The sequence below is a fragment of the Tissierellales bacterium genome, assembly GCA_025210965.1.
In the GTDB taxonomy this organism is placed as follows: domain Bacteria; phylum Bacillota; class Clostridia; order Tissierellales; family JAOAQY01; genus JAOAQY01.
On sequence record JAOAQY010000054.1, the window covers coordinates 1 to 20,172 of the forward strand.

Annotated in this window: 24 protein-coding genes and 1 rRNA gene; 19 read left to right on the plus strand and 6 right to left on the minus strand. The window is 33.3% G+C overall.

Annotated features, from left to right (window positions below; all coding sequences use genetic code 11):
• Positions 1-24: 24 nt before the first annotated feature.
• Positions 25-141 (plus strand): 5S ribosomal RNA (rrf, locus tag N4A40_03875).
• Positions 142-272: 131 nt separating this feature from the next.
• Here the strand turns inward: rrf and N4A40_03880 are convergent.
• Complete coding sequence (locus N4A40_03880; GenBank protein ID MCT4660977.1) at positions 273-872, minus strand: TetR/AcrR family transcriptional regulator; 600 nt, start codon at positions 870-872, stop codon at positions 273-275.
• 431 nt (positions 873-1,303) lie between these two features.
• Here N4A40_03880 and N4A40_03885 point away from each other — a divergent pair, with 431 nt between their 5' ends.
• Together N4A40_03885 and N4A40_03890 are read left to right on the plus strand one after the other, a co-directional pair.
• Positions 1,304-2,434, plus strand: a complete 1,131-nt coding sequence (locus tag N4A40_03885; GenBank protein ID MCT4660978.1) for a hypothetical protein — start codon at positions 1,304-1,306, stop codon at positions 2,432-2,434.
• On the plus strand, positions 2,424-3,113 hold the full coding sequence (locus tag N4A40_03890; protein ID MCT4660979.1) for a CvpA family protein: 690 nt from the start codon (positions 2,424-2,426) through the stop codon (positions 3,111-3,113). The genes N4A40_03885 and N4A40_03890 overlap by 11 nt, the downstream gene beginning before the upstream one ends.
• A gap of 39 nt (positions 3,114-3,152) precedes the next feature.
• Here the strand turns inward: N4A40_03890 and N4A40_03895 are convergent, their stop codons facing one another.
• From N4A40_03895 to N4A40_03910, 4 genes are read right to left on the minus strand one after another with little or no spacing between them, the layout of a single operon-like run.
• On the minus strand, positions 3,153-3,530 hold the full coding sequence (locus tag N4A40_03895) for a hypothetical protein (protein ID MCT4660980.1): 378 nt from the start codon (positions 3,528-3,530) through the stop codon (positions 3,153-3,155).
• A gap of 13 nt (positions 3,531-3,543) precedes the next feature.
• Positions 3,544-4,773 (minus strand): DUF4097 domain-containing protein, encoded by a 1,230-nt coding sequence (locus tag N4A40_03900; GenBank protein MCT4660981.1) that lies wholly within the window; start codon positions 4,771-4,773, stop codon positions 3,544-3,546.
• Between the two features lie 18 nt (positions 4,774-4,791).
• On the minus strand, positions 4,792-5,154 hold the full coding sequence (locus N4A40_03905; protein MCT4660982.1) for a DUF2089 domain-containing protein: 363 nt from the start codon (positions 5,152-5,154) through the stop codon (positions 4,792-4,794).
• Between the two features lie 13 nt (positions 5,155-5,167).
• On the minus strand, positions 5,168-5,599 hold the full coding sequence (locus tag N4A40_03910) for a hypothetical protein (protein ID MCT4660983.1): 432 nt from the start codon (positions 5,597-5,599) through the stop codon (positions 5,168-5,170).
• A 270-nt stretch (positions 5,600-5,869) separates the two neighbouring features.
• Between N4A40_03910 and yedF the strand changes: the two genes are divergently transcribed.
• The 13 genes from yedF (at position 5,870) to N4A40_03975 (ending at position 16,543) form a co-directional block, all read left to right on the plus strand.
• Positions 5,870-6,457 carry a sulfurtransferase-like selenium metabolism protein YedF gene (gene yedF / locus N4A40_03915; GenBank protein ID MCT4660984.1) on the plus strand — a complete coding sequence of 196 codons (588 nt, stop codon included), beginning with the start codon at positions 5,870-5,872 and terminating at the stop codon, positions 6,455-6,457.
• Positions 6,458-6,465: 8 nt separating this feature from the next.
• On the plus strand, positions 6,466-6,735 hold the full coding sequence (locus tag N4A40_03920) for a DUF3343 domain-containing protein (protein MCT4660985.1): 270 nt from the start codon (positions 6,466-6,468) through the stop codon (positions 6,733-6,735).
• Between the two features lie 299 nt (positions 6,736-7,034).
• Positions 7,035-7,226, plus strand: a complete 192-nt coding sequence (locus N4A40_03925; GenBank protein MCT4660986.1) for a DUF951 domain-containing protein — start codon at positions 7,035-7,037, stop codon at positions 7,224-7,226.
• Positions 7,227-7,386: 160 nt separating this feature from the next.
• Complete coding sequence (locus N4A40_03930) at positions 7,387-8,568, plus strand: PLP-dependent aminotransferase family protein (GenBank protein MCT4660987.1); 1,182 nt, start codon at positions 7,387-7,389, stop codon at positions 8,566-8,568.
• 147 nt (positions 8,569-8,715) lie between these two features.
• Positions 8,716-9,000 carry a 30S ribosomal protein S6 gene (gene rpsF, locus N4A40_03935; GenBank protein MCT4660988.1) on the plus strand — a complete coding sequence of 95 codons (285 nt, stop codon included), beginning with the start codon at positions 8,716-8,718 and terminating at the stop codon, positions 8,998-9,000.
• An 18-nt stretch (positions 9,001-9,018) separates the two neighbouring features.
• A complete protein-coding gene (ssb, locus tag N4A40_03940) occupies positions 9,019-9,492 on the plus strand; it encodes a single-stranded DNA-binding protein (GenBank protein ID MCT4660989.1) in 474 nt (157 codons plus the stop codon).
• A gap of 15 nt (positions 9,493-9,507) precedes the next feature.
• The gene (gene rpsR / locus N4A40_03945; GenBank protein MCT4660990.1) at positions 9,508-9,738 is read left to right on the plus strand and encodes a 30S ribosomal protein S18; all 231 of its coding nucleotides are present in this window, start codon (positions 9,508-9,510) and stop codon (positions 9,736-9,738) included.
• 153 nt (positions 9,739-9,891) lie between these two features.
• On the plus strand, positions 9,892-10,863 hold the full coding sequence (locus N4A40_03950) for a YybS family protein (protein MCT4660991.1): 972 nt from the start codon (positions 9,892-9,894) through the stop codon (positions 10,861-10,863).
• The gene (locus N4A40_03955) at positions 10,853-12,874 is read left to right on the plus strand and encodes a DHH family phosphoesterase (protein ID MCT4660992.1); all 2,022 of its coding nucleotides are present in this window, start codon (positions 10,853-10,855) and stop codon (positions 12,872-12,874) included. The genes N4A40_03950 and N4A40_03955 overlap by 11 nt, the downstream gene beginning before the upstream one ends.
• On the plus strand, positions 12,874-13,326 hold the full coding sequence (gene rplI, locus N4A40_03960) for a 50S ribosomal protein L9 (protein ID MCT4660993.1): 453 nt from the start codon (positions 12,874-12,876) through the stop codon (positions 13,324-13,326). The genes N4A40_03955 and rplI overlap by 1 nt, the downstream gene beginning before the upstream one ends.
• A gap of 36 nt (positions 13,327-13,362) precedes the next feature.
• Positions 13,363-14,691: a replicative DNA helicase gene (dnaB, locus tag N4A40_03965; protein MCT4660994.1), complete on the plus strand. Its 1,329-nt coding sequence runs from the start codon at positions 13,363-13,365 to the stop codon at positions 14,689-14,691.
• A gap of 115 nt (positions 14,692-14,806) precedes the next feature.
• Positions 14,807-14,956, plus strand: coding sequence for a hypothetical protein (locus N4A40_03970; GenBank protein MCT4660995.1), 150 nt, complete (start codon positions 14,807-14,809; stop codon positions 14,954-14,956).
• 300 nt (positions 14,957-15,256) lie between these two features.
• On the plus strand, positions 15,257-16,543 hold the full coding sequence (locus tag N4A40_03975; GenBank protein ID MCT4660996.1) for an adenylosuccinate synthase: 1,287 nt from the start codon (positions 15,257-15,259) through the stop codon (positions 16,541-16,543).
• Positions 16,544-16,595: 52 nt separating this feature from the next.
• On the opposite strand, the gene N4A40_03980 is transcribed toward N4A40_03975, so the two are convergent.
• A complete protein-coding gene (locus tag N4A40_03980; GenBank protein MCT4660997.1) occupies positions 16,596-17,141 on the minus strand; it encodes a Holliday junction resolvase RecU in 546 nt (181 codons plus the stop codon).
• 207 nt (positions 17,142-17,348) lie between these two features.
• On the opposite strand from N4A40_03980, the gene N4A40_03985 reads away from it, so the two are divergent.
• The 3 genes from N4A40_03985 to N4A40_03995 all read left to right on the plus strand — a co-directional run.
• Entirely contained in the window at positions 17,349-18,203 is an 855-nt protein-coding gene (locus N4A40_03985) for a hypothetical protein (protein ID MCT4660998.1), read from the plus strand.
• Between the two features lie 112 nt (positions 18,204-18,315).
• The gene (locus N4A40_03990; protein MCT4660999.1) at positions 18,316-19,047 is read left to right on the plus strand and encodes an ABC transporter ATP-binding protein; all 732 of its coding nucleotides are present in this window, start codon (positions 18,316-18,318) and stop codon (positions 19,045-19,047) included.
• Positions 19,037-20,172, plus strand: a 1,136-nt coding sequence (locus N4A40_03995) for a hypothetical protein (protein ID MCT4661000.1), incomplete at its 3' end; no start/stop codon positions are given. The genes N4A40_03990 and N4A40_03995, both read left to right, overlap by 11 nt.

Sequence of the window (20,172 nt, forward strand, 5' to 3'; positions counted from 1 at the left end):
AGTTCAAGACTTTCAAAAAGAGAATCTAGTGACAATGGCGGAGGGGCAACACCTGTATCCATACCGAACACAGAAGTTAAGCCCTCTAGCGCTGATGGTACTTGGCTGGAGACGGCCTGGGAGAGTAGGACGTCGCTGGATTTCGAAATTAAAACTTGCAAATGATTTTGCAAGTTTTTTTGTGCGTAAAATTTTATACTGAAATGTTTTATACAAAAAATTTTTAAAACAAAAAAAATCGCCCGAAGGCGATTTTCTATTTAGATGCGAACTTATTTAGTATAAGTTGCAACAATTTTGTCAATAAATTCTTTTAAGAATGCATCTTGCTCACCAACTAAGTTTTTCATGATACCGTTATTAACGCTATCAACAACACCGTGTGCGATGATGTAAAGTTGGTAAGTTGCTGTTTCTAATGATTTGTCATCAGTAGTGAATTGCTTCATAGTATCGATAACACTCTCTGGAGTGATGATTAATTGACCCTTCATACCATGACGCTTATTCTTTAAGAACATTTCAGTATTTGTACCGAAAAGTAATTTGTACATATCTGGATTTTCAATACCAAAGTTGATGTAAGCGATGAAAACATTCTTAAGATCTTCTTTAGCATTTCCAGATTTGCCAGAGTTTTTCTCCATGAAACCAGTGAAAGAATTTAAGCAATGCTCTTGCACCTCATAAATGATTTCTTCCATGTTTTCAAAGTAATTGTAAAGATTAGCTGCAGTCATGCCAACTTCTTTACCAATTTTGCGAGCGCTGATTGACTCAATACCCTCTCTTTGAAATAATTCAATTGTTTTTAGAATGATATTCATCTTGACAGAACGAATCTCATCCGCAGTTCTTTGTGGTCTGCTCATAATTTACCTCCCATTTACTTTACCCAAATTTAAATTAACTTTCAATCTATTTTATCGCAAAAACAATGTAAATTCAAGTCAAATTACAAATTAATTACAAAATTTATCGAAAAAATGAACGCTTCTTTCTAATCATGTATACAAAATGCGATAAAACACTAGAATAATTATATATGACATCATGATTAATGTCTATGCCATATGTAATAACTAACATGAAAATTGTACAATATTTAGTTTAACTAAAGTTGGATAAAAAGTCAATGTCGTAACCGTTAATAATTTGTGAACAATGTGACATACTAAAAATTGCACTATGAATATACAATTAAGGAAGTTCACGAGTGATTTAATTTGTAATATAGTAGTTATTTACCGAGAATGTTGGTAGGAGTAATTAATAATGGTATAATACTAGAGTAGGTAGCATTGTGAAAAGTTATAAATTAATTTATGGATGTGATGAAGTGAAAAAAATAAAATTTGGTCGCTGGATTTTATTGTTAATCATAATTGCAATGATAATTATTGTATTTTGGAAATTTGGAATTAGAAGAGAAAAGGTATTAGTTGTAACTAATGAGATTGAGATGAAAGATGCATACAAGAGCGATTATTATTTGGCATCTACTTTTTTCATGATGACAGATGGCAAGACAGTAGAAAAGAGAACTTATTCAGGGAAGCAGATGTGGAAAGCAGATCGTATGCAAAAGAATATAGTATTTGGAAAAGAAGCATATTATGAGTACAATAGTAAGGGAATTATAGAAAAGCATGAATTAGATAGCGGAGAACTAACTTGGTCAACAGATTTTGATGCGCTAGTTCAATATGTTAAAGAAGACGATGGAAAACTTTATATAATAATTCAAAAAGGACAAATGTCTAGTATAGGTCTAGTAGTAGATTCTGAAAGTGGTACTCCAAAATTTGACAAGCAATTTAATGAGGAGCAAATAGTGAAAATGGGGAGTTTCGGCAATAAAAATTATGCTTTAACTTTGAGACTAGGAAGAGAAAATTTGTATAGTAATTTATATATAATGGGTGCAAATGGTGAGATAGAGTATCAAAAAAGCTATGAAAGGGAAATATTGACGAAATTAGAGGAAATAGATAGAGATGGATTCTTACTATACAGCGATGAATATTTACGCTATATGAGTGAAAATGAAGAGATTTGGAAGTATCCGATAATAGAAGATACCATAGATTGTACTTTTGACAAAAATGAAATGGAATCTGTGTTTATAAAAAAAGCAAATGGCAAGAATACTAGTGTTGAAAAAGTTTCTCTTAACGAACAGATAGTTACAGAACTTGGAGTAGAAGACGAGCTAAATGAACTTATCACATTAGAAGACGGGTTGATTTATTGCGGAGAAAAGGGATTGTATTTTATTGATGGAATGAATCAAATTCTAAGACTATATGACTTTGATTCAAGGGTATATAAAACAGAGGATAATTACTCGAATGTGTTATTGGTGTTTAAAGATAGATTGCAATTGATCAAAGAGAGCTATAAGTGGACAGGAGGAGATGAATATGACGATTAATGGTTTATCGATAGTTGACATCATGATAGTAGTTATAATACTTGTAAGTGCAGTAGAAGGGTTATTTAGAGGCTTTATAGTACTTACACTTAATTTTTTAAGTTATATAATAGCATTAGTAGTAGCAAAGCTTTATTATCCGGTACTGGCAAATTTCATGATGAATTCGACTGATTTATTTGGAGATTTAAGGAAAGCGCTTGAAAAATATGTCGGAGAGCTATTTTCACAGGGGGGAACAAACCATATTATTAATGGTATGAACTTGCCAGATGGAATAAAGGAAGGAGCTAGAGCACAGGTGCAAAGTGGTATGATAGCCCAAACACCTAGTGTTTCTCATGGAGTTGTGGAGCTCTTCTTCAACTTAGTTAGTATAATACTAATATTTGTGGCAGTAAAATTTTTGATATTTGTAGTTTCGAAGATACTAGATAGCGCAGCACAATTGCCAATACTTAAACAGATGAATAAGTTCGCAGGTGTTATAGTTGGAGGAATAAAGGGAGTAATGCTAGTATACGTATTATGCCTTATAATGACACCATTTGTTACATTTGCACCAGAAGGGACAATAGCTATGGCTATAAATGAATCCACTTTAGGACCGACATTTTATTATGACAATTTGATTTGGAAGTTTTTTAATAGTATAGGAGATTCAGTCTGGACATTTTAAAAAAGAGCTGTTCGAAAATAATTTCGAACAGCTCTTTTCTTATTCTACGAAGACTTCGACTTTTTGATTTTCTTCTTCGTCATATATATCGACTATCTTTCCTTCAGCTCCATTTTTTACAGCATCTGCAATTTCATCAAAATTGATAGCATCTAGATGAGCTTCTTTCATTTCAGGTGACATTTTTTGAGCTATTTTCAATCCGACATCGACTAGAGATGCAGGAATATTGACGTTTACTTTTGTCTTGTCACCTTCGGTTACGCGAACCTTAAGCCATTTAACATTTCCATTAGATTTAGTTAAATCTACGGATTTTGAATCAACAGCTTCAAGTAAATCAAGAGCTTCTGTAGATGAAATTTTACCGTCTTCAATCATTTTTAAAATCAATAATTTTTCTTCATTTGCAGCCATAAATACATCTCCTTTATTCTAAAATTATATTACCGTTTGTTGTTTTAGCTAGTATTGTAACATGAGCATTAGAGACATCAAAGCCTTTGCTACTACCTCTGAAATGTTTAAGTCCTAAACTTGTTCTTTTTTCATAGTCCGTAATCCATTCAAAGTCGCCTAAGTCTAATTTACCCATAGAAGTATTTAAATCAATAGAATATGGCTTTGCTGGATGAGGAGGCATATCAAGTACTATTTTGCCATTAGAAGTTTTTAGTGCCAATGTTTCTAAAGCTGCGTAGTCAAAGTGACTGCATTCTATTTTTCCGTTACTAGTGTTCAAATCTTGGTTTGTAAAGTGTACTAATTCAGTAACTATTCGACCATTAGAAGTTTTACAAATTAATGAAGAACCGCTGATATTATATAATTGTATTTTGCCATTAGAAGAAGTACATATTAAGTTCTTGGCAGATATATTCTCGATAACTATTTTTCCGTTGCTAGTTATTAGATGTAATTTTTTTAGACTGTTTTTTGGAAGTTCTATATTTAGTTCGCAGCCCTTTATAGCATTTGAAGTTGGTTCGAAATGAAGTCCATTATCTTCTCTCTTGAAATTTACAAAGTAGTCTAGAGATTTAGATGGATTTTCTAATTCAGACGATCCAGATAGTAAAACTTTAATATGACCTTTACTGTCAGGAGAAGCCTTTACATTTATTTTTCCGTTAAAAGCAGCAAAGTACAATTCATCATTTTCCAGTACATCAAAGTGCTCTCTGCTTTCGAATTTGTAAAAAGGAGTAGCAGAGTTAAATAAATTCTTAAAAGCATTAGTAAAACTATTTCCATAGTTTTTTGCATTGTTGGCTAGATCTTTATCTAAAGAATCGCCCCAGCTTTCCATTTTCTTACCAAAAGAGTCGCCCCAATTTTCTAGATGAGAACCTAAATTTTCTAAGGATTCTCCAAGTTCATTGCCGAATCTTTCAAATTTTTCTTCTAAAGTAGGTTCACTTTGAGAATCCGAATTTTGATCATTTTTTTCAAAATCTGATTTTTCAAAAGAGCCATCATCGAAACTTATACTATAACCATTAGAACTTAGATTATCATCGTTAGTTTTAGTGTTTTTTTCAAGATTTACTTTAGAAGATAATATATCTTCATCAAGTGCTTCTAAAAGCTCAAGAGCTTGCTTATTATTGATTTTTCCATCTTCTAGCATTTGCAATATCATTAATCTTTCGTTACTCATGGTATAAAGACACCTCCGTTAATCTTTTAATAATTTAACTGCTTCTTCAGCTGAAATTTCGCCACTACTTAATTTTTCAAGAATTTCTTTTTTGTTTACTTTTGATTCATATTTAGGATTATGGCCTAAAGATTCTATAAGCGACTCTAATTTGTTTCTAACCGTTGGATAAGAGATACCCAATTCTTTTTCAATTTCCTTTATGTTTCCACGATTTTTGATGAAAATTTCTGCAAATAGTAATTGATCTTTAGGTAATTTGCAAAATTTACAAAGTTCAAATTCACTTTTTATAGTAGTGTCGCAATAATTACAATGCAATTCAGTAACTTTTAACTCGTGTTCGCATACTGGACATCTACCTATAATTTCTTTTTTCATAATAAAAACCTCCTTAAATCAAATCAATTTTCACGCTAGTATTATCTTCGCCATCATAGACATCAACGAAAGTAAAGGATCCAAAGTTCCTGAGTTCTTTTAAAAAGAGGTCTATATCAGCGCTTGTTATATTATCAAGATTTATGTCACAGCTCGATTTTAAAAATTCTGCATCTTCATCAGAATCAAAAATGTCTTCTTTGCAGGATTTCTTTAGCTTTTTGTTCCCGTATTTTAGAGAAAATTTACAGAAGATAGATAAAAACCAAAATGGCATAGCGGGTATTCTGACTCTTTTACCTTCATCAACTACAGATATTTTCATCTTTCGAGCTCTTTTTTGTTTTTTTACTTCAGGAGAAATTGAATTGATGGCTATAAGCCCATCGGCAACACTTAATTTTTGTGAATCAATATCATTTAGTATTTTAATTATTGAGTCCACATAATCACTCCTTCCTATAAAATATTAATAATCTTTATTTATACTTTAATTATATAACTAGAAATTCAAAAAGTCAAATATAATATTAAAAAAGTTAAAGGTTATATTAATAATATTGATAAAGCGTTTGGGAATTATTATTAGAGAAATTTATAGCAAATGAAAGTGCATAGAAAAAATTAATAGCACAAAATGCACAAATGACATGGATTTATTATATAATAGGAAGCAGAGAGCTAAAGACAGATTTGGTACTTAGGAGGTAGAATTATGAATAAGACAATTGATGCAAGAAAAATGGCTTGTCCAAAACCTGTTATTCTTACAAAGAAAGCATTTGATGAAGCATTAGGCGGGGTTATAACTACAATAGTAGATAATGAAGTTGCGGTAAAAAACTTGGAAAAATTGGCAGCTAATAGTGGTTTTGAGACAGAAGTAGAAAAAGTAGATGAGGATTACAAGGTACATATAAAGACTGAGGAAGGCGCGGTAATAACAAGTGTTTCAAATGAAGAATTGTCAGATGAAGTTGTAGCTATAGGAACAAATATCATGGGAAGTGGTTCAGAAGAACTTGGAGAAATTCTCATGAAGGGATTTATATATACACTTACAGAATCAAAACCTTATCCAAAAGCAGTTCTATTTTACAATGCTGGTGTAAAATTAACGGTAGAAGGCTCAGATTCGATAGAAGATCTTAAAAAACTAGAAGAGGCTGGAGTAGAAATCATATCGTGTGGAACATGCTTGAATTATTTTGATATTGCTGATAAACTTAAGGTCGGTGAAGTGTCTAACATGTACACTATAGTAGAGACGTTAAAAGCAGCCGGAAATACTATTAGAATTTAGGTGGAATTATGAGTAGTGAATTATTCAATGTAGTAACATTTCAATCTACGCATCATGCAATCAGAGGCGAGAAGTATTTTAAAGAAGCTAATTTAGCTATAAAAACTATACCGACACCAAGAGAGATTACAGCAAGTTGTGGATTGTCTATAAGATTTGAGATTGACAAGATTGATGTAGTTAAAGAAATTATTGAAAAGCAAGAATTGGCAATAGAAGGTATATATGAGATAAAGAAAGAAAATTTTAAGAAAACAGCTAGAAAAATCGACTATTAAGGTCGATTTTTTGATATGCAGAGAAAAGTATTCACCAAAACTTCAAAAAATTAACTTTGTTATAAATTTATCGATTGAAACCGATACCAATTTGATGAAAAACTCATTTCTTTCGATTTTAATATTGATAAGTTTGAATAGATTTGTTACAATTTTAGTGGAAGTATTCTACTTGTTTTGTAAAAGAAAGAATATTTATACATTGCGATTTACAAATGAATTTAAAGCGTGGATATATTAGCAGAGTCTCTGAATTATGTTATAATAGGCATAGAGAAATAATTGAGAGGGTGAGTATTATGCCAATGAAATTAGAAGTAGGAGACAAGGTTGAACTTAAAAAAAATCATCCATGTGGTAGTAAAGAGTGGGAAATACTTCGAACTGGAGTAGATTTTAGAATAAAATGCTTAGGTTGTGGTCATGAAGTTTGGGTTCCTAGAAACAAACTTGAGAAAAGAATAAAGAAAGTACTTCAATCAGCTGAGTAATTTTATTTATAGCTATCTAATCTAGAGTGATTTAACTAGTTAATTAGGGTAGGGGTATCCTTTTGATAGAGGTTTAAAGCGAAATGCAATTTAATAGTATTGCAATTAACTATTACTAGGCTCAGTATTTTATTGAGCTAATTCTTCGGAGGTGTCAATAATGGGATTGAATTACGCAAAGAGAATGGAAAAAATTAAAGCATCAGAGATTAGAGAGTTATTGAAATTAACTCAAAAGCCAGAAATTATTTCATTTGCAGGAGGACTACCAGCACCAGAATTGTTCCCAGTAGAGCAGATGAAAAAAGTGACTGATATGGTATTAGATGAAAATGGACAAAAAGCGCTTCAATATGGACCAACAGAAGGATATGATCCACTTAGAGAGCAAATTGTTAAAAGAATGGAAGTTTTAAAGATAAATTCTAAAAAAGAAGATGTACTTGTAACTAATGGTTCACAACAAGGTTTGGATTTTACAGCTAGAGTATTCTTCAACCAAGATGACATAGTTCTATGTGAAAGCCCTAGTTATTTAGGAGCAATAAATGCATTTAAAGCATATGGTCCTAAATTCATTGAAGTGCCAACAGATAAAGATGGTATGAAAATGGATGAATTAGAGAAGATACTTAAAGAGAATGACAACGTAAAAGTAGCATATGTTATTCCTGATTTCCAAAATCCAACAGGAAGAACATGGAGCGTTGATCGTAGAAAGAGATTAGTTGAGCTTGCTAATGAGTACAATATTGCTATAGTAGAAGACAATCCTTACGGCGAACTTCGTTTTGAAGGTGAAATTCCACCATCAGTTAAGAGCTTTGATACAGAGGGAAGAGTAATATTCTTAGGAACATTCTCTAAAACTATGTGTCCAGGTCTTAGAATTGGTTGGGTTTGTGCAGAGCCAGAGGTATTGAATAAGTATATCTTGGTTAAACAAGGTGCCGATCTTCAAGCTAGCACTATTTCACAGATGCAATTAGCTAAGTTCTTAGAAGTTTATAGTATAGAAGAGCATATCGAAAAGATTAAAGAAGTTTACGGTAAGAGAAGAGATCTTATGATGAAGACATTAAAAGAAGAATTACCAGAAGGAATAGAGTTCACTTATCCAGAAGGTGGTTTGTTTACTTGGGTTGAACTTCCAGAGTCTATTAATGCTAGAGAATTAGCAGTAAAAGCAATTGAGAAAAACGTAGCGTTCGTACCAGGTGGTTCATTCTTCCCTAATGGTGGACATGAAAACACACTTAGACTTAACTATTCTAATATGGATGAAGAGCGTATTGTTATAGGTATAAAGAGATTAGCAGAAGCTATCAAAGAAATGTTATAAAAAACTTGTAATAGAGGTTTTTATATGATATAATTACGAAGATTGTTGCTGGATGGAGCATTTGCTTCATCCAGTTTAGCGTGTTTTACGCTACAATGATCCTTGCTCTCTTAGGAGGGCCGCAAGACCAAGAGGAGGTGAAGTTAGATGAGAAAATATGAATCAGTATTTATTTTCGCTCCAAACTTATCTGATGAGGAGAGAGTAGCTAGATTCGATCGTATGAAAAATGTAATCGAAGCAACAGGTGCTACTGTTGAAATCGACGAGTGGGGAACTAGAAAATTAGCTTACGAAATCAATGATTTCAAAGAGGGATACTACTATGTATGCCAATACGAAGCTAACAACGAAGTTCTTACAGAAGTTGATCGTATCGCTCACATCACAGATGGTTTATTAAGAAACTTAACACTAAAAATGGAAAAATAGTAGCAAAGGGGTGATAATATGAACGTCGCGATATTAATAGGACGACTTACAAGAGACCCAGAGCTAAGATTTTTGCCAGGTAATGGACGAGCTGTAGCTAGATTTACGGTGGCTGTCGACAAAGGATTATCTAAAGAGAAGAAAAGCGAAATGCAAGCTCAAGGGAAATCCACTGCTGATTTCATCAACATAGTTGTATGGGGTAAGCAGGCCGAAAACTGCGCTAATTACTTAGCAAAAGGACGACAAGTAGCGATTGAGGGTAGTATTCAAACAGGCTCTTATACAAATGCTCAAGGCCAAAAGGTATACACCACGGAAGTTGTAGCAAACAAAGTTCAATTCATTGACTGGTCGGACAACGCATCATCTAGAGCGGGTAGCCCACAAGGTCAATACTCAAATGCACCTAGCAGTCAGCCTTCTAATTCAGGGTTTGATCAATTGCCAGATGGATTTGAACCAATTGATGATGACGATATCCCATTTTAAGAAGGAGGGAAAATAATGGCATTCGGTAAAAGAAAATTCAGATCAAGAAGAAAAGTTTGCGTATTCTGTGCTGACAAAAAAGTTATAGATTACAAAGACACTAATATACTTAGAAAATATGTTACTGATAGAGGTAAGATCTTACCTAGAAGAATCAGTGGTAACTGTGCTAAGCACCAGAGAGAGCTTACTGTAGCTATCAAAAGAGCTAGACACGTTGCATTATTGCCATACGTGGCTGAATAAGATTGATTATGACGACTTCGCTTTAGCGAAGTCGTTTTTTTATTTCTTTGCAGAATTAATTATATTTGATATAATATGCTTGAAACCCTAGGCTTTTGATAATTACTAAATGGACTAGGAAATTTATTTGTATGCACCATGGAGGTGACGGAATTGAATTTAAGTAAAAACACGATGCAAATGACTGAAACCGCATTGATGGCTGCTGTGATGGCTGTATTATCCACTATAGGTATTTTGTATATTCCGATAGTATTGTTGTTTTTGCCAGTGCCATTTATTGTGCTGGGAATAAAAAATAGTTTGAAGTCAAGTGTGATTGCGTTAGTGGCATCGGCATTAGTGGCTACTACGCTCATAGACCCGATATTGGTGATTTGCATGTCGCTGATTACTTTAGCAATTGGAACGGGATTGGTAGTGTCAGAGAAACGAAAATTCTCTAGTGCTACGATACTTGGTTTGACTTGTTTGATTACAGTACTTACTATTGTAGCGATGATGGGTGCTTTGTGGTTTATAACTGGAGTTAGCTTTGCAGAGGTAGTTGGAGATTTTATAAATAGCTCAAAAGAATTGACTATACAAATGGCAGAAGAACTAAGAGCACAGGGAATGCTTATGTTTGACCATGAGTTATTTATGGAAAATCTAGAACAAACAGCTCACATTCAAGCTTTAATAATTCCAAGCGCAATAATTATGATATCTTTTCTTCTTACATATTGTAGTTTCTGGGGATCTATAGTAATTTTAAGAAAGATGCAAATAAAGAGAAGATCGGTACCAAAACTAGAAAGATTTGCATTGCCAAATAACGTATTGCTGGGTTTTTTGGTTATAACAATGGGTATTTTTGTAGTAGGTGAATTAGACTTCATACATTATGAAGCTTTGGTTTGGAATGTAGTAGTGTTAGTAAGCTCAGTATTATTTTTACAGGGAACTGGTGTAGGATTGTATTTGATTCGAAGATCGCCTATTCCTAAGGCTGTGCAGATAATACTTATGGGATTCATATTTTTATTTACACCTTATGTATTTACTCTTTGTGGATTGATTGATGTCATAGTTGACTTTAGAAAAATCAAAAAGATGGGAAATGGTGATCGTAATGAAAACTAAGAAAAGCAGAGCTAAACGGCTCTTAGAACTCAGTGATAGTGCTTATTTATGGATTATAGCGTTTTTTACTTTGATAATAATGGCATATAACTTCTTGGTAGGAGCTATTGGAGCTATTTTGCTAGCAGTTTTGATTTACTATCATGTTAAGGCGAATAACTACAGGAGACGAGCTATAGCTAAGTATATAGAAGGATTGTCTAATGAGTTTGACTATGTTACTCAAGATGCGGTTTTTAATCTACCTGTACCACTAGCATTGATTAGATCTGATGGAAAAATTAGTTGGTATAATCCCAAATTTCAAGAAATGATAGGATCTGCTGATATATTGGGAATGAAGCTAGGCGGCATAGTTGATGAATTTGATTTTGGAAAATTTTCTGATGAAAAAGAGCAGGAAGATAGAATGACTAGACTTCATTGCAATGGAAAAGTTTACAAAGTATACTACAACTGGATTGCTGCTGAAGAAGATGATGGCGATGATGAGAGTAAAGTTCTCATGACATATTGGATAGATGCAACAGAATATGAGAATATGGTATTTCAATATGAAGATGAAAAGACAAATATAGGTATAATTCAGATAGACAATTATGATGATGTCATAAATGGAACAGATGAGTTACACAGACCACTATTAGTTGCTAAAATAGAGCAAAGTATAAAAGAATTTGGAACAGAAATAGAAGCGGCTGTTAGAAGATATGACAAAGGCAAGTACTTGATTGTATTTGAAAACCGCTATTTGAGTATTCTAGAAGAGCGTAAATTTGACATAATAGATATCATAAGAGAGATAGATGAAGGAAATGAACTGCCAGTTACTATAAGTATGGGAATTGGTATAGGAAATGGAGCTTCTAGCCAAGCTTTTGAATATGCGAAAGCAGCAATAGATATATGTCTAGGGCGTGGTGGAGATCAAGTAGTTATAAAGGATAAAGAGAGACTTAGTTTCTATGGTGGTAAAACAAAAACATTAGAGAAACGAACAAGGGTAAAAGCTAGAGTTATAGCTCATGCACTTAAGCAATTAGTCGATCAATCAGAAGAAGTATTTATAATGGGACATAAGATACCTGATATGGATTGTTTTGGCGCTGCAATAGGAATATATCGTGCAGTTATGGCAACTGGAAGAAAACCATATATAGTGATAGATGGTATAAATCCGGCTATAGAGAATATATATAAGCAAATAAAGGAAGAATCACCGGAACTTTTTAAAGCTATCATTACTCCAGAAGAGGCTATATATAGAGCGAAGAAGGAATCGCTTTGTGTTATAGTAGATATACACAGACCAAGTAGAGTAGAAGTACCAGAGCTATTGGACATAATAGATAGAAGAGTTGTTATAGATCATCATAGAAGAACTTCAGAGTTTGTAGATGATCCTATACTTTTATATTTAGAGCCATATGCATCATCTACCTGTGAGTTAGTAACAGAGATATTAGTTTATTTTGAAGAAAAAATTAAATTAGACAAAATCGAAGCAGAAGCACTTCTTTCTGGTGTTATTGTCGATACTAAGTATTTTACATTCAATACTGGAGTGAGAACATTTGAAGCAGCTTCGTATCTTAGAAGAGCTGGAGCAGACACTACAGATGTTCGTCAATTGTTCCAAGATAGCATAGACACAGTGAAATTAAAAGCGCAGCTTACTCAAAATGCTGAAATTATATTAGATAAAATAGCTATGGCAGCTGCCGTTCTTGATAGCAAAAATGCAGTTTTAGTAGCTGCTCAAACTGCTGATGATTTGCTTAAAATCAAAGGTATTGGTGCATCATTTGTATTGGTACATTATGATGAAACTATATATATAAGTGGTCGCTCTTACGGAGATATCAATGTGCAATTGATACTTGAGAAACTTGGCGGTGGAGGGCATCTTACAGTAGCAGGAGCTCAATTGAAAGAAGTTAGCTTAGAAGAAGCTCAGGAGCTACTTATTGACGCAGTTCAAAAATATATACGAGAAGGGGAAGAAGACTGATGAAGGTAATTTTAATAAAAGACGTAAAAGGTATGGGAAAAGCAGGAGATGTAGTTAATTCAAAAGATGGGTATGTTAGAAATTATTTGTTCCCAAAAGGATTGGCAAAAGAAGCTACTAAAAAGAACTTAGAAGAGTGGAAAAATAAGAAAAAAGGCGCAGAAATAAGACAGGAACAGGAAAAAGAAGAAGCAGAAGCTCTTGCTAAAGAAATCAAAAATTTAAAATTCGAATTCTTAAGTAAAGCTGGAGATAATGGAAAGCTTTTTGGATCTATAACTACAAAAGAAATTGCAACAGAATTAGAAAAAAGACATGGAATTAAAGTGGATAAGAGAAAAATGACAATTGATGGTGGAAACATAAAAACACTAGGCGTTACTCAGGTACAAATAAAATTGAACCAAGGAGTAATGGCAACTCTTAAGGTACACGTAAAGGAAATTAAATAATAGACGATAGGTGATGAGATGGAAGATCGATTACAAATGTTAGGGAAAATCCCGCCCCATGACTTAGAAGCAGAGCAATCCGCTATAGGATCTATGCTACTTGATAAAGAGGCTATTGTCATGGCAAGTGAGATGTTAGAGCCAGATGATTTTTATCAAAACTCTAACAAGGAAATATATAGCGCGGTACTTTCACTTTATGCGAAGAATGAGCCAGTCGATCTAATCACCTTATCGGCGGAGCTCAAAAAAAGAGATCTCTTAGAGGTAATTGGCGGCATTAACTATTTAAGTGATTTGGTTGATGGAGTAGTTACTACGGCAAATATGAAAGCGTATTGTGAAATCGTTGAGGAAAAATCTATACTTAGAAGATTGATAAAAGCATCAGATCAGATAATAGCAGAAGGGTATAGAGATTCTGAAAATATAGATACTATAATAGAACTTGCTGAAAAAAATATATTTGATATAACACAAAAGAAGAGCAATGACGGATTTTCTCACATAAAAGAAATACTGCTATTAAGTCTTGAAAATATAGAGAAGATGGCAGCAAGTGGTGGTGAGATAACAGGACTTACTACTGGATTTATAGATTTAGATAGGATGACATCTGGGCTTCAACGTTCAGACTTGGTACTTTTAGCGGCTAGACCTTCAATGGGTAAAACTGCATTAGGAGTAAATATAGTTCAAAACTCTGCATTAAAAGGTGGATATAAATGTGCCATATTTAGTCTAGAGATGAGTAAGGAACAATTGGTTCAAAGGATGCTTAGCTCAGAATCTAATGTCGAACTTAGAAAGATACTTACAGGAGAATTAGATGAAGAAGAGTGGAGTAGACTAGCCTCAGCTATGGGTCCACTATCTCAAGCTGGTGTTTATATAGATGACACACCAGGTATTACACTAAATGAACTAAGGGCAAAATGTAGACGACTCAAAATAGAGAGTGGTTTAGATATAGTCCTTATTGATTATTTGCAGTTGATGAGTGGTGGCGGTGGTTCATCAGATAATAGACAGCAAGAAATATCAGAGATATCTAGAGGTTTGAAGGGACTTGCGAGAGAAATTCAATGTCCAGTGATAGCTTTATCACAGTTATCTCGTGCACCTGAGCAGCGTGCTGATCATAGACCGATAATGTCAGACCTTAGAGAATCAGGAGCTATAGAGCAGGATGCAGATATAGTTATGATGTTATATCGAGATGAATACTATCATCCCGATTCAGAAGATAAAAATATTGGTGAATTAATCATTACCAAACAGAGAAATGGTCCAACTGGAACTATAAAACTTGCTTGGATGGGGCAATTTACAAAGTATCTTAATTTAGAACTACCGGGAAGCTAATCTTTTTAGATTAGCTTTTTTTTGAAAGCTAATAGTCGTTTTTTTGATTTGAATTTATGAAAAAATCCATAAAAACATAAAATTATCCCCAAGCAAATCTTGCGAATGTTGAGAAATGCCTGAAAATTGTGGACAATACGAACAAATGGCTTGGTTTCAACGTTTGATAGATACGATAAATGGTGTTGACAATGGAGATGTTAAGCTCTTGACGAATATTATCCACATAGGCCTTGGATTATCCACAGAGTTATTAACAGCCTAAAATCGAACAGATGTCCTTGATGTTGTGGATATGTGGAAAAAACATGTTGATAAACTACAACATATGGATGGTAAAAAAGTCAAGCCACTTGATAATGGGGGTGGGACGGCATAAGTCTCGATAAATTAGATATACAATTATACGAACAAAGGAAAGAAAAATACAAAATTTATTCGTAAAAAAGATTGACTTGCACAAATAACTTTGATAAAATAACAGTGTTCGTTCGGGAAATTACGAATAGGATAAGCGCCCTCGCTAAAGAGGGTGCTAAATTCACTTAAAAAGGAGATAGGTAATATGTCTGGGTTAGTTGTAGTAGGATCACAATGGGGCGATGAAGGAAAAGGTAAGATGACCGATTATTTGACAGGACAAGCCGATATGGTTGTTCGTTACCAAGGTGGTAACAATGCAGGTCATACAGTCATCATAGGAGAAAATACATACAAATTACACTTAATTCCATCTGGAATTTTTGATACAGAAAAGTTAGCGATTATAGGAAATGGAGTAGTTGTAAATCCTAAAGCGCTTTTAGATGAAATCGCATATCTAAAAGAAAGAAACATTTCTGTAGAGAACTTGAGAATTAGCGATAGAGCACATATAATAATGCCTTATCACATGAAGCTTGACGAGCTTAAAGAAGCAAAACGTGGAGCATCTAAAATAGGAACAACTCACAAAGGTATAGGACCTTGCTATATAGATAAAGTTGAGCGTTCTGGTATTCGCATGTGTGATTACTATACACCAGCTCTTTTTGAAGAAAAACTTAGAGCGAATATTAAAGCAAAAAACGAATTAATAGTTAATGTATATAAATCAGAAGCATTGGATGAAGATCAAATAGTAAAAGAGTACATGGGTTACATGGAAGAAATTAAGCCATTTATAATGGAAACATCTATACTAATTGACAATGCATCTAAGGCTGGAAAGAAAATACTATTTGAAGGTGCACAGGGAACTTTCTTGGATATAGACTATGGAACATATCCATATGTAACATCATCTCATCCAATTTCATCAGGTGTTGCAATTGGTGCAGGAGTTAACCCATTTGCATTAAATAAAGTAGTTGGAATTATAAAAGCATACACTACTAGAGTTGGAAAAGGTCCATTCCCTACAGAATTATTGGATGAAACTGGAGAAATGCTAAGAGAAAAAGGCCATGAGTTTGGAGTAACAACTGGTAGAGCTAGACGTTGCGGATGGTTAGACATAGTTATGATGAAGTATTCACATAGAGTTAATGGATTTACATCATTTGCACTTACTAAGTTGGATACACTTGGTGGTTTTGATCCAATTAAAATTTGTGTTGGTTATGAAAAAGATGGCGAGCAGATAGACAACTTCCCAGCTAGTTTGGCACAATTGGCAGAGTACAAGCCAGTTTATATTGAGATGCCAGGTTGGACTGATGAGGAAATGGAAGGTGCAGAAACTTATGAAGCTCTTCCACAAAATGCTAAAGATTATATTGAAAAAATAGAAGAATTAACTGGGGTTCCTGTGGATATCGTGTCAGTAGGACCAAAGAGAAGCGAAACTATAATCAGAAAAGATGTTTTTTAATAAATAAAATACAAAAGGTAGCCGTTTTATACATCGGCTACCTCTTTTTTTATTAGAATTTAAAATCATCATCTTTTAAACAATCCATGTACAATATAATTTTTTCTATATAAGATAGAGTCCCATCTTCATTGAATCGTATGCTGAAATTCTTATCTAGTACATCGTATGGAATAGATTTGCGTCCACCATCATCAGCGATAGCTACGAAACGCTCAAGTGTTTCAAGTGGTATGAGCAAAAAATCATTGAATCTTTTGAAATAACATAATATAAATGAAATGCCACCTTGGGCTCTAAATTTTTGCATATATTCTATTTGATGTTTGTGTATATTTTGAAGAGGAAGAGAGCAGTGATTAGTTTCCTTTGCATCAAAACAAACTGCAGTACCTTGTATGATTCCGACATAATCCACAGTTGATTTTTCTTCGTAATACCCTTCTTGTATTTTTCCATTAGCGATTTTTGTAACTTTTATTGGAGTAGCGATTTTTTTCATAAGGGCATATCCGTGTTTTTCATATATTTCATTTGTCATATTTATAATATCCTCAGTATGATCTCCACGATGACCTAAAGATGTCCAGCGCGTCATAAAAAAACTCCTTTCAACCGAATGTATGTTCTTTTAAAGTATACCATAAAACGATGATTGATTCAATTTTACAGGTTCATTTCATGAAATATAAAGACTGTGGAAATATTGTAACTGTTTTGTCATGATCTTGTCAGAACACTGTTACTAAAAGGGTTGTGGATAAGTGTATTCTTATATAGAGAGAAGAATAAAGGGGGATTTGCCATGAGAGTTACTATGTACAAAACTATAGTAGGACTTGCTGCTGCGGCTGTTCTTAGTACAGGTGTAGTATACGCAAATACATCGCCAGCTTATAAGGTAGGGGATGTATTTAAAGAACAAATTAAAGGATTGACTGGAACTAATTATGTCATGGAACAACAAGAAATTGATGTAACTGGCGACAATATAGATGACAATATAATAATATTAGGTCAGAAAGAAACAAAAGAGGACGTTTATCACTCTAAAGTAAACATACTTGTAAAAGATGGTAAGACAAAATCCTTGAAATTGGTGCCTGTTGGTGGAGGTTATGATGGTACTGTTAAAATTGGAGATTTTGATGGAAATCACATAAATGATGTAGCAATATCACTACAAAATGGAGGTAGTGGTGGAACCGTGAATTCGAGTGTAGTATCGTTTGATGGAGCAAATCCGAAATATATACTAAAAGACGGCGAAGGTCATGAATTAGTCAAAATAAAAGGAAAATATATAGATGATTTTAAAGCCGAGATAGAGTTTTTAAACATCAAAAAGACCATAGTATTGGATTTATCTGCTAAGAAAGATCAGTATATAGAATCAGAAATATATGACAAAGACGGTAAACTATTAAAAGAAGTAGAACCTTGGACAGATGGTTTAAAAACATTCAATTTAGTGGATTTAAATGGAGATGAAACACTAGAAGTTATGACATCTACATCAATATGTGGTGATTCACATGTAGATAGAATATCTAGAGTTGATTTGACTATGCAGTATTTAGATGGAAAATGGGATATCAAAAAAATGTCGGTATCTCAGCCAATAATAGAGAATCCACTAAAGTCATATAATCAAAAATAGAAATAAAGAGCTGTTTGCATTTAGTTTGAAGTTAAAACTAAAAGTGAATAGCTCTTTTTGCTTGAAACAAGTTAAAAAAAAGAATAGAATATTGTTGGAGGTGGATTGAAATATGACAAAAATAGAATTTAAATCGATATCAAAAAGCTACGGAAATAAGACAGCAGTCGACCTATTGAATTTAGATATAGAAGGTGGACAGATTTTTGGTTTTTTAGGTCCAAATGGAGCTGGCAAAACTACAACATTGAATATGCTTACAGGAAGATTATCTCCAAGTCAGGGCGATGTGATGATAAACGGAACGTCTATAATAGAAGCTCCTAGACAGACAAAAATGAAATTTGGATTTGTACCGGATAGTCCCGATCAATTTTTGATGCTGACGGGCAGAGAATTTGTAAATTTTATGGCAGATTTATACGATGTAGATGAAAAAAAGCGAAAATCTAGACTAGAAGAAATGTCAGAGATGTTTTCTATGAAAGAGGTACTAGATGATAAAATCAAATCTTATTCTCATGGTATGAGGCAGAAAATGATGATTATAGGCGCACTTATACATAATCCATCAGTATGGATATTAGATGAACCTATGACAGGACTTGATCCAAAAGCATCACATAATCTAAAGCTAAAGATGCGAGCACATGCAGATGAGGGAAACATAGTGTTATTTTCAACTCATGTACTAGAAGTAGCAGAGAAAATTTGCGATAGAGTGGCAGTAATTGATAGCGGCAAAATATTATTTACAGGTGATTTGAATGAAATGCGAGAGAATTTTGGAAAAGATGGAAGTTTAGAAGAAATATTCTTGGAGATGACAGATCATGAAGAATAGTTTTAAAAGATTTTGGAATTTGTATAGGGTAATGAAGAAAGCTAGACTTGCCGCTAAAGAAATGAGTAAAGCTAAGACTCTATCTATTAGTATAATATTTGCTATAGTAATGATTCCATTTGTACTTCTTTGGTTCAGTGTGCTGATGGGCGTTTATGGATTGTTAGAAAATATTGGTAAATCAGATATGTTATTAATATTTGGATTTGGGATTGGTAGCTTCTGGGTATTTTTCTTCAATGTTCTTAGAATAATGGGTTCATTCTACTTTGCAGATGATATAAAGAGCTATTTTCATTTGCCAGTAGAACCCCATGAAATATTGTTAGCTAAATTTTGTACATTATTAAAATTGTCTTATACTATATTGGGAATAATTGTAGGACCAATTATTATTGTCAATCTGATAAATAATTTTACTATTCAATTGCTTATTTACAGCATAATAGGATTTCTAGGATTGCCGATAGTAACATTGGTAATCACATCTATATTGGTTATGATTATAATGTCCAGTTCTAAAAAATTTCACAACAAAGATCTATTCAAAGGATTTGCAGGATTTATGTCATTGGCAATAGGTATAGGTGTCAATATATGGCTCAGATCAAGCAATGCATTTGATGGTGGAGAAACTGGGCTTGTTGATATAGTAAAATCATTTGAAGCTAAATATAATTGGATAAAATACATGCCAGATATGAGATTGTTAAAGGAAGGTTTGGTAAATCACAATCAATTAATAGGAATCCCATATATGATAGGATTTATATTAGTTATAGCAATTTCTATATTTGTATTTATTGCAGTTGCCAAAAAACTTTATTTAGGTGGAGCAGTAAATTTAAATGAGTCGAGTAGCATTAAGAAAAAGAAATCTAGTAATAACTTCGAGAGAATGAGTGTTTTGAGAAGTTATTCACTATATGAGAGAAGAAAAGTTATTAGAAATCCAAATTTCTTCATATCATTAGTGTTAAATGGATTTATATGGACTGGATTTTTGATAATGTACTCTATATTTGACGGTAATATTGATTCGATAAGAAATTTTTTCAGAGAGGATAACGGTATTGGATGGCAATATCTCATATCTATGGCTGTCATAACATTTGCAATGGCAGG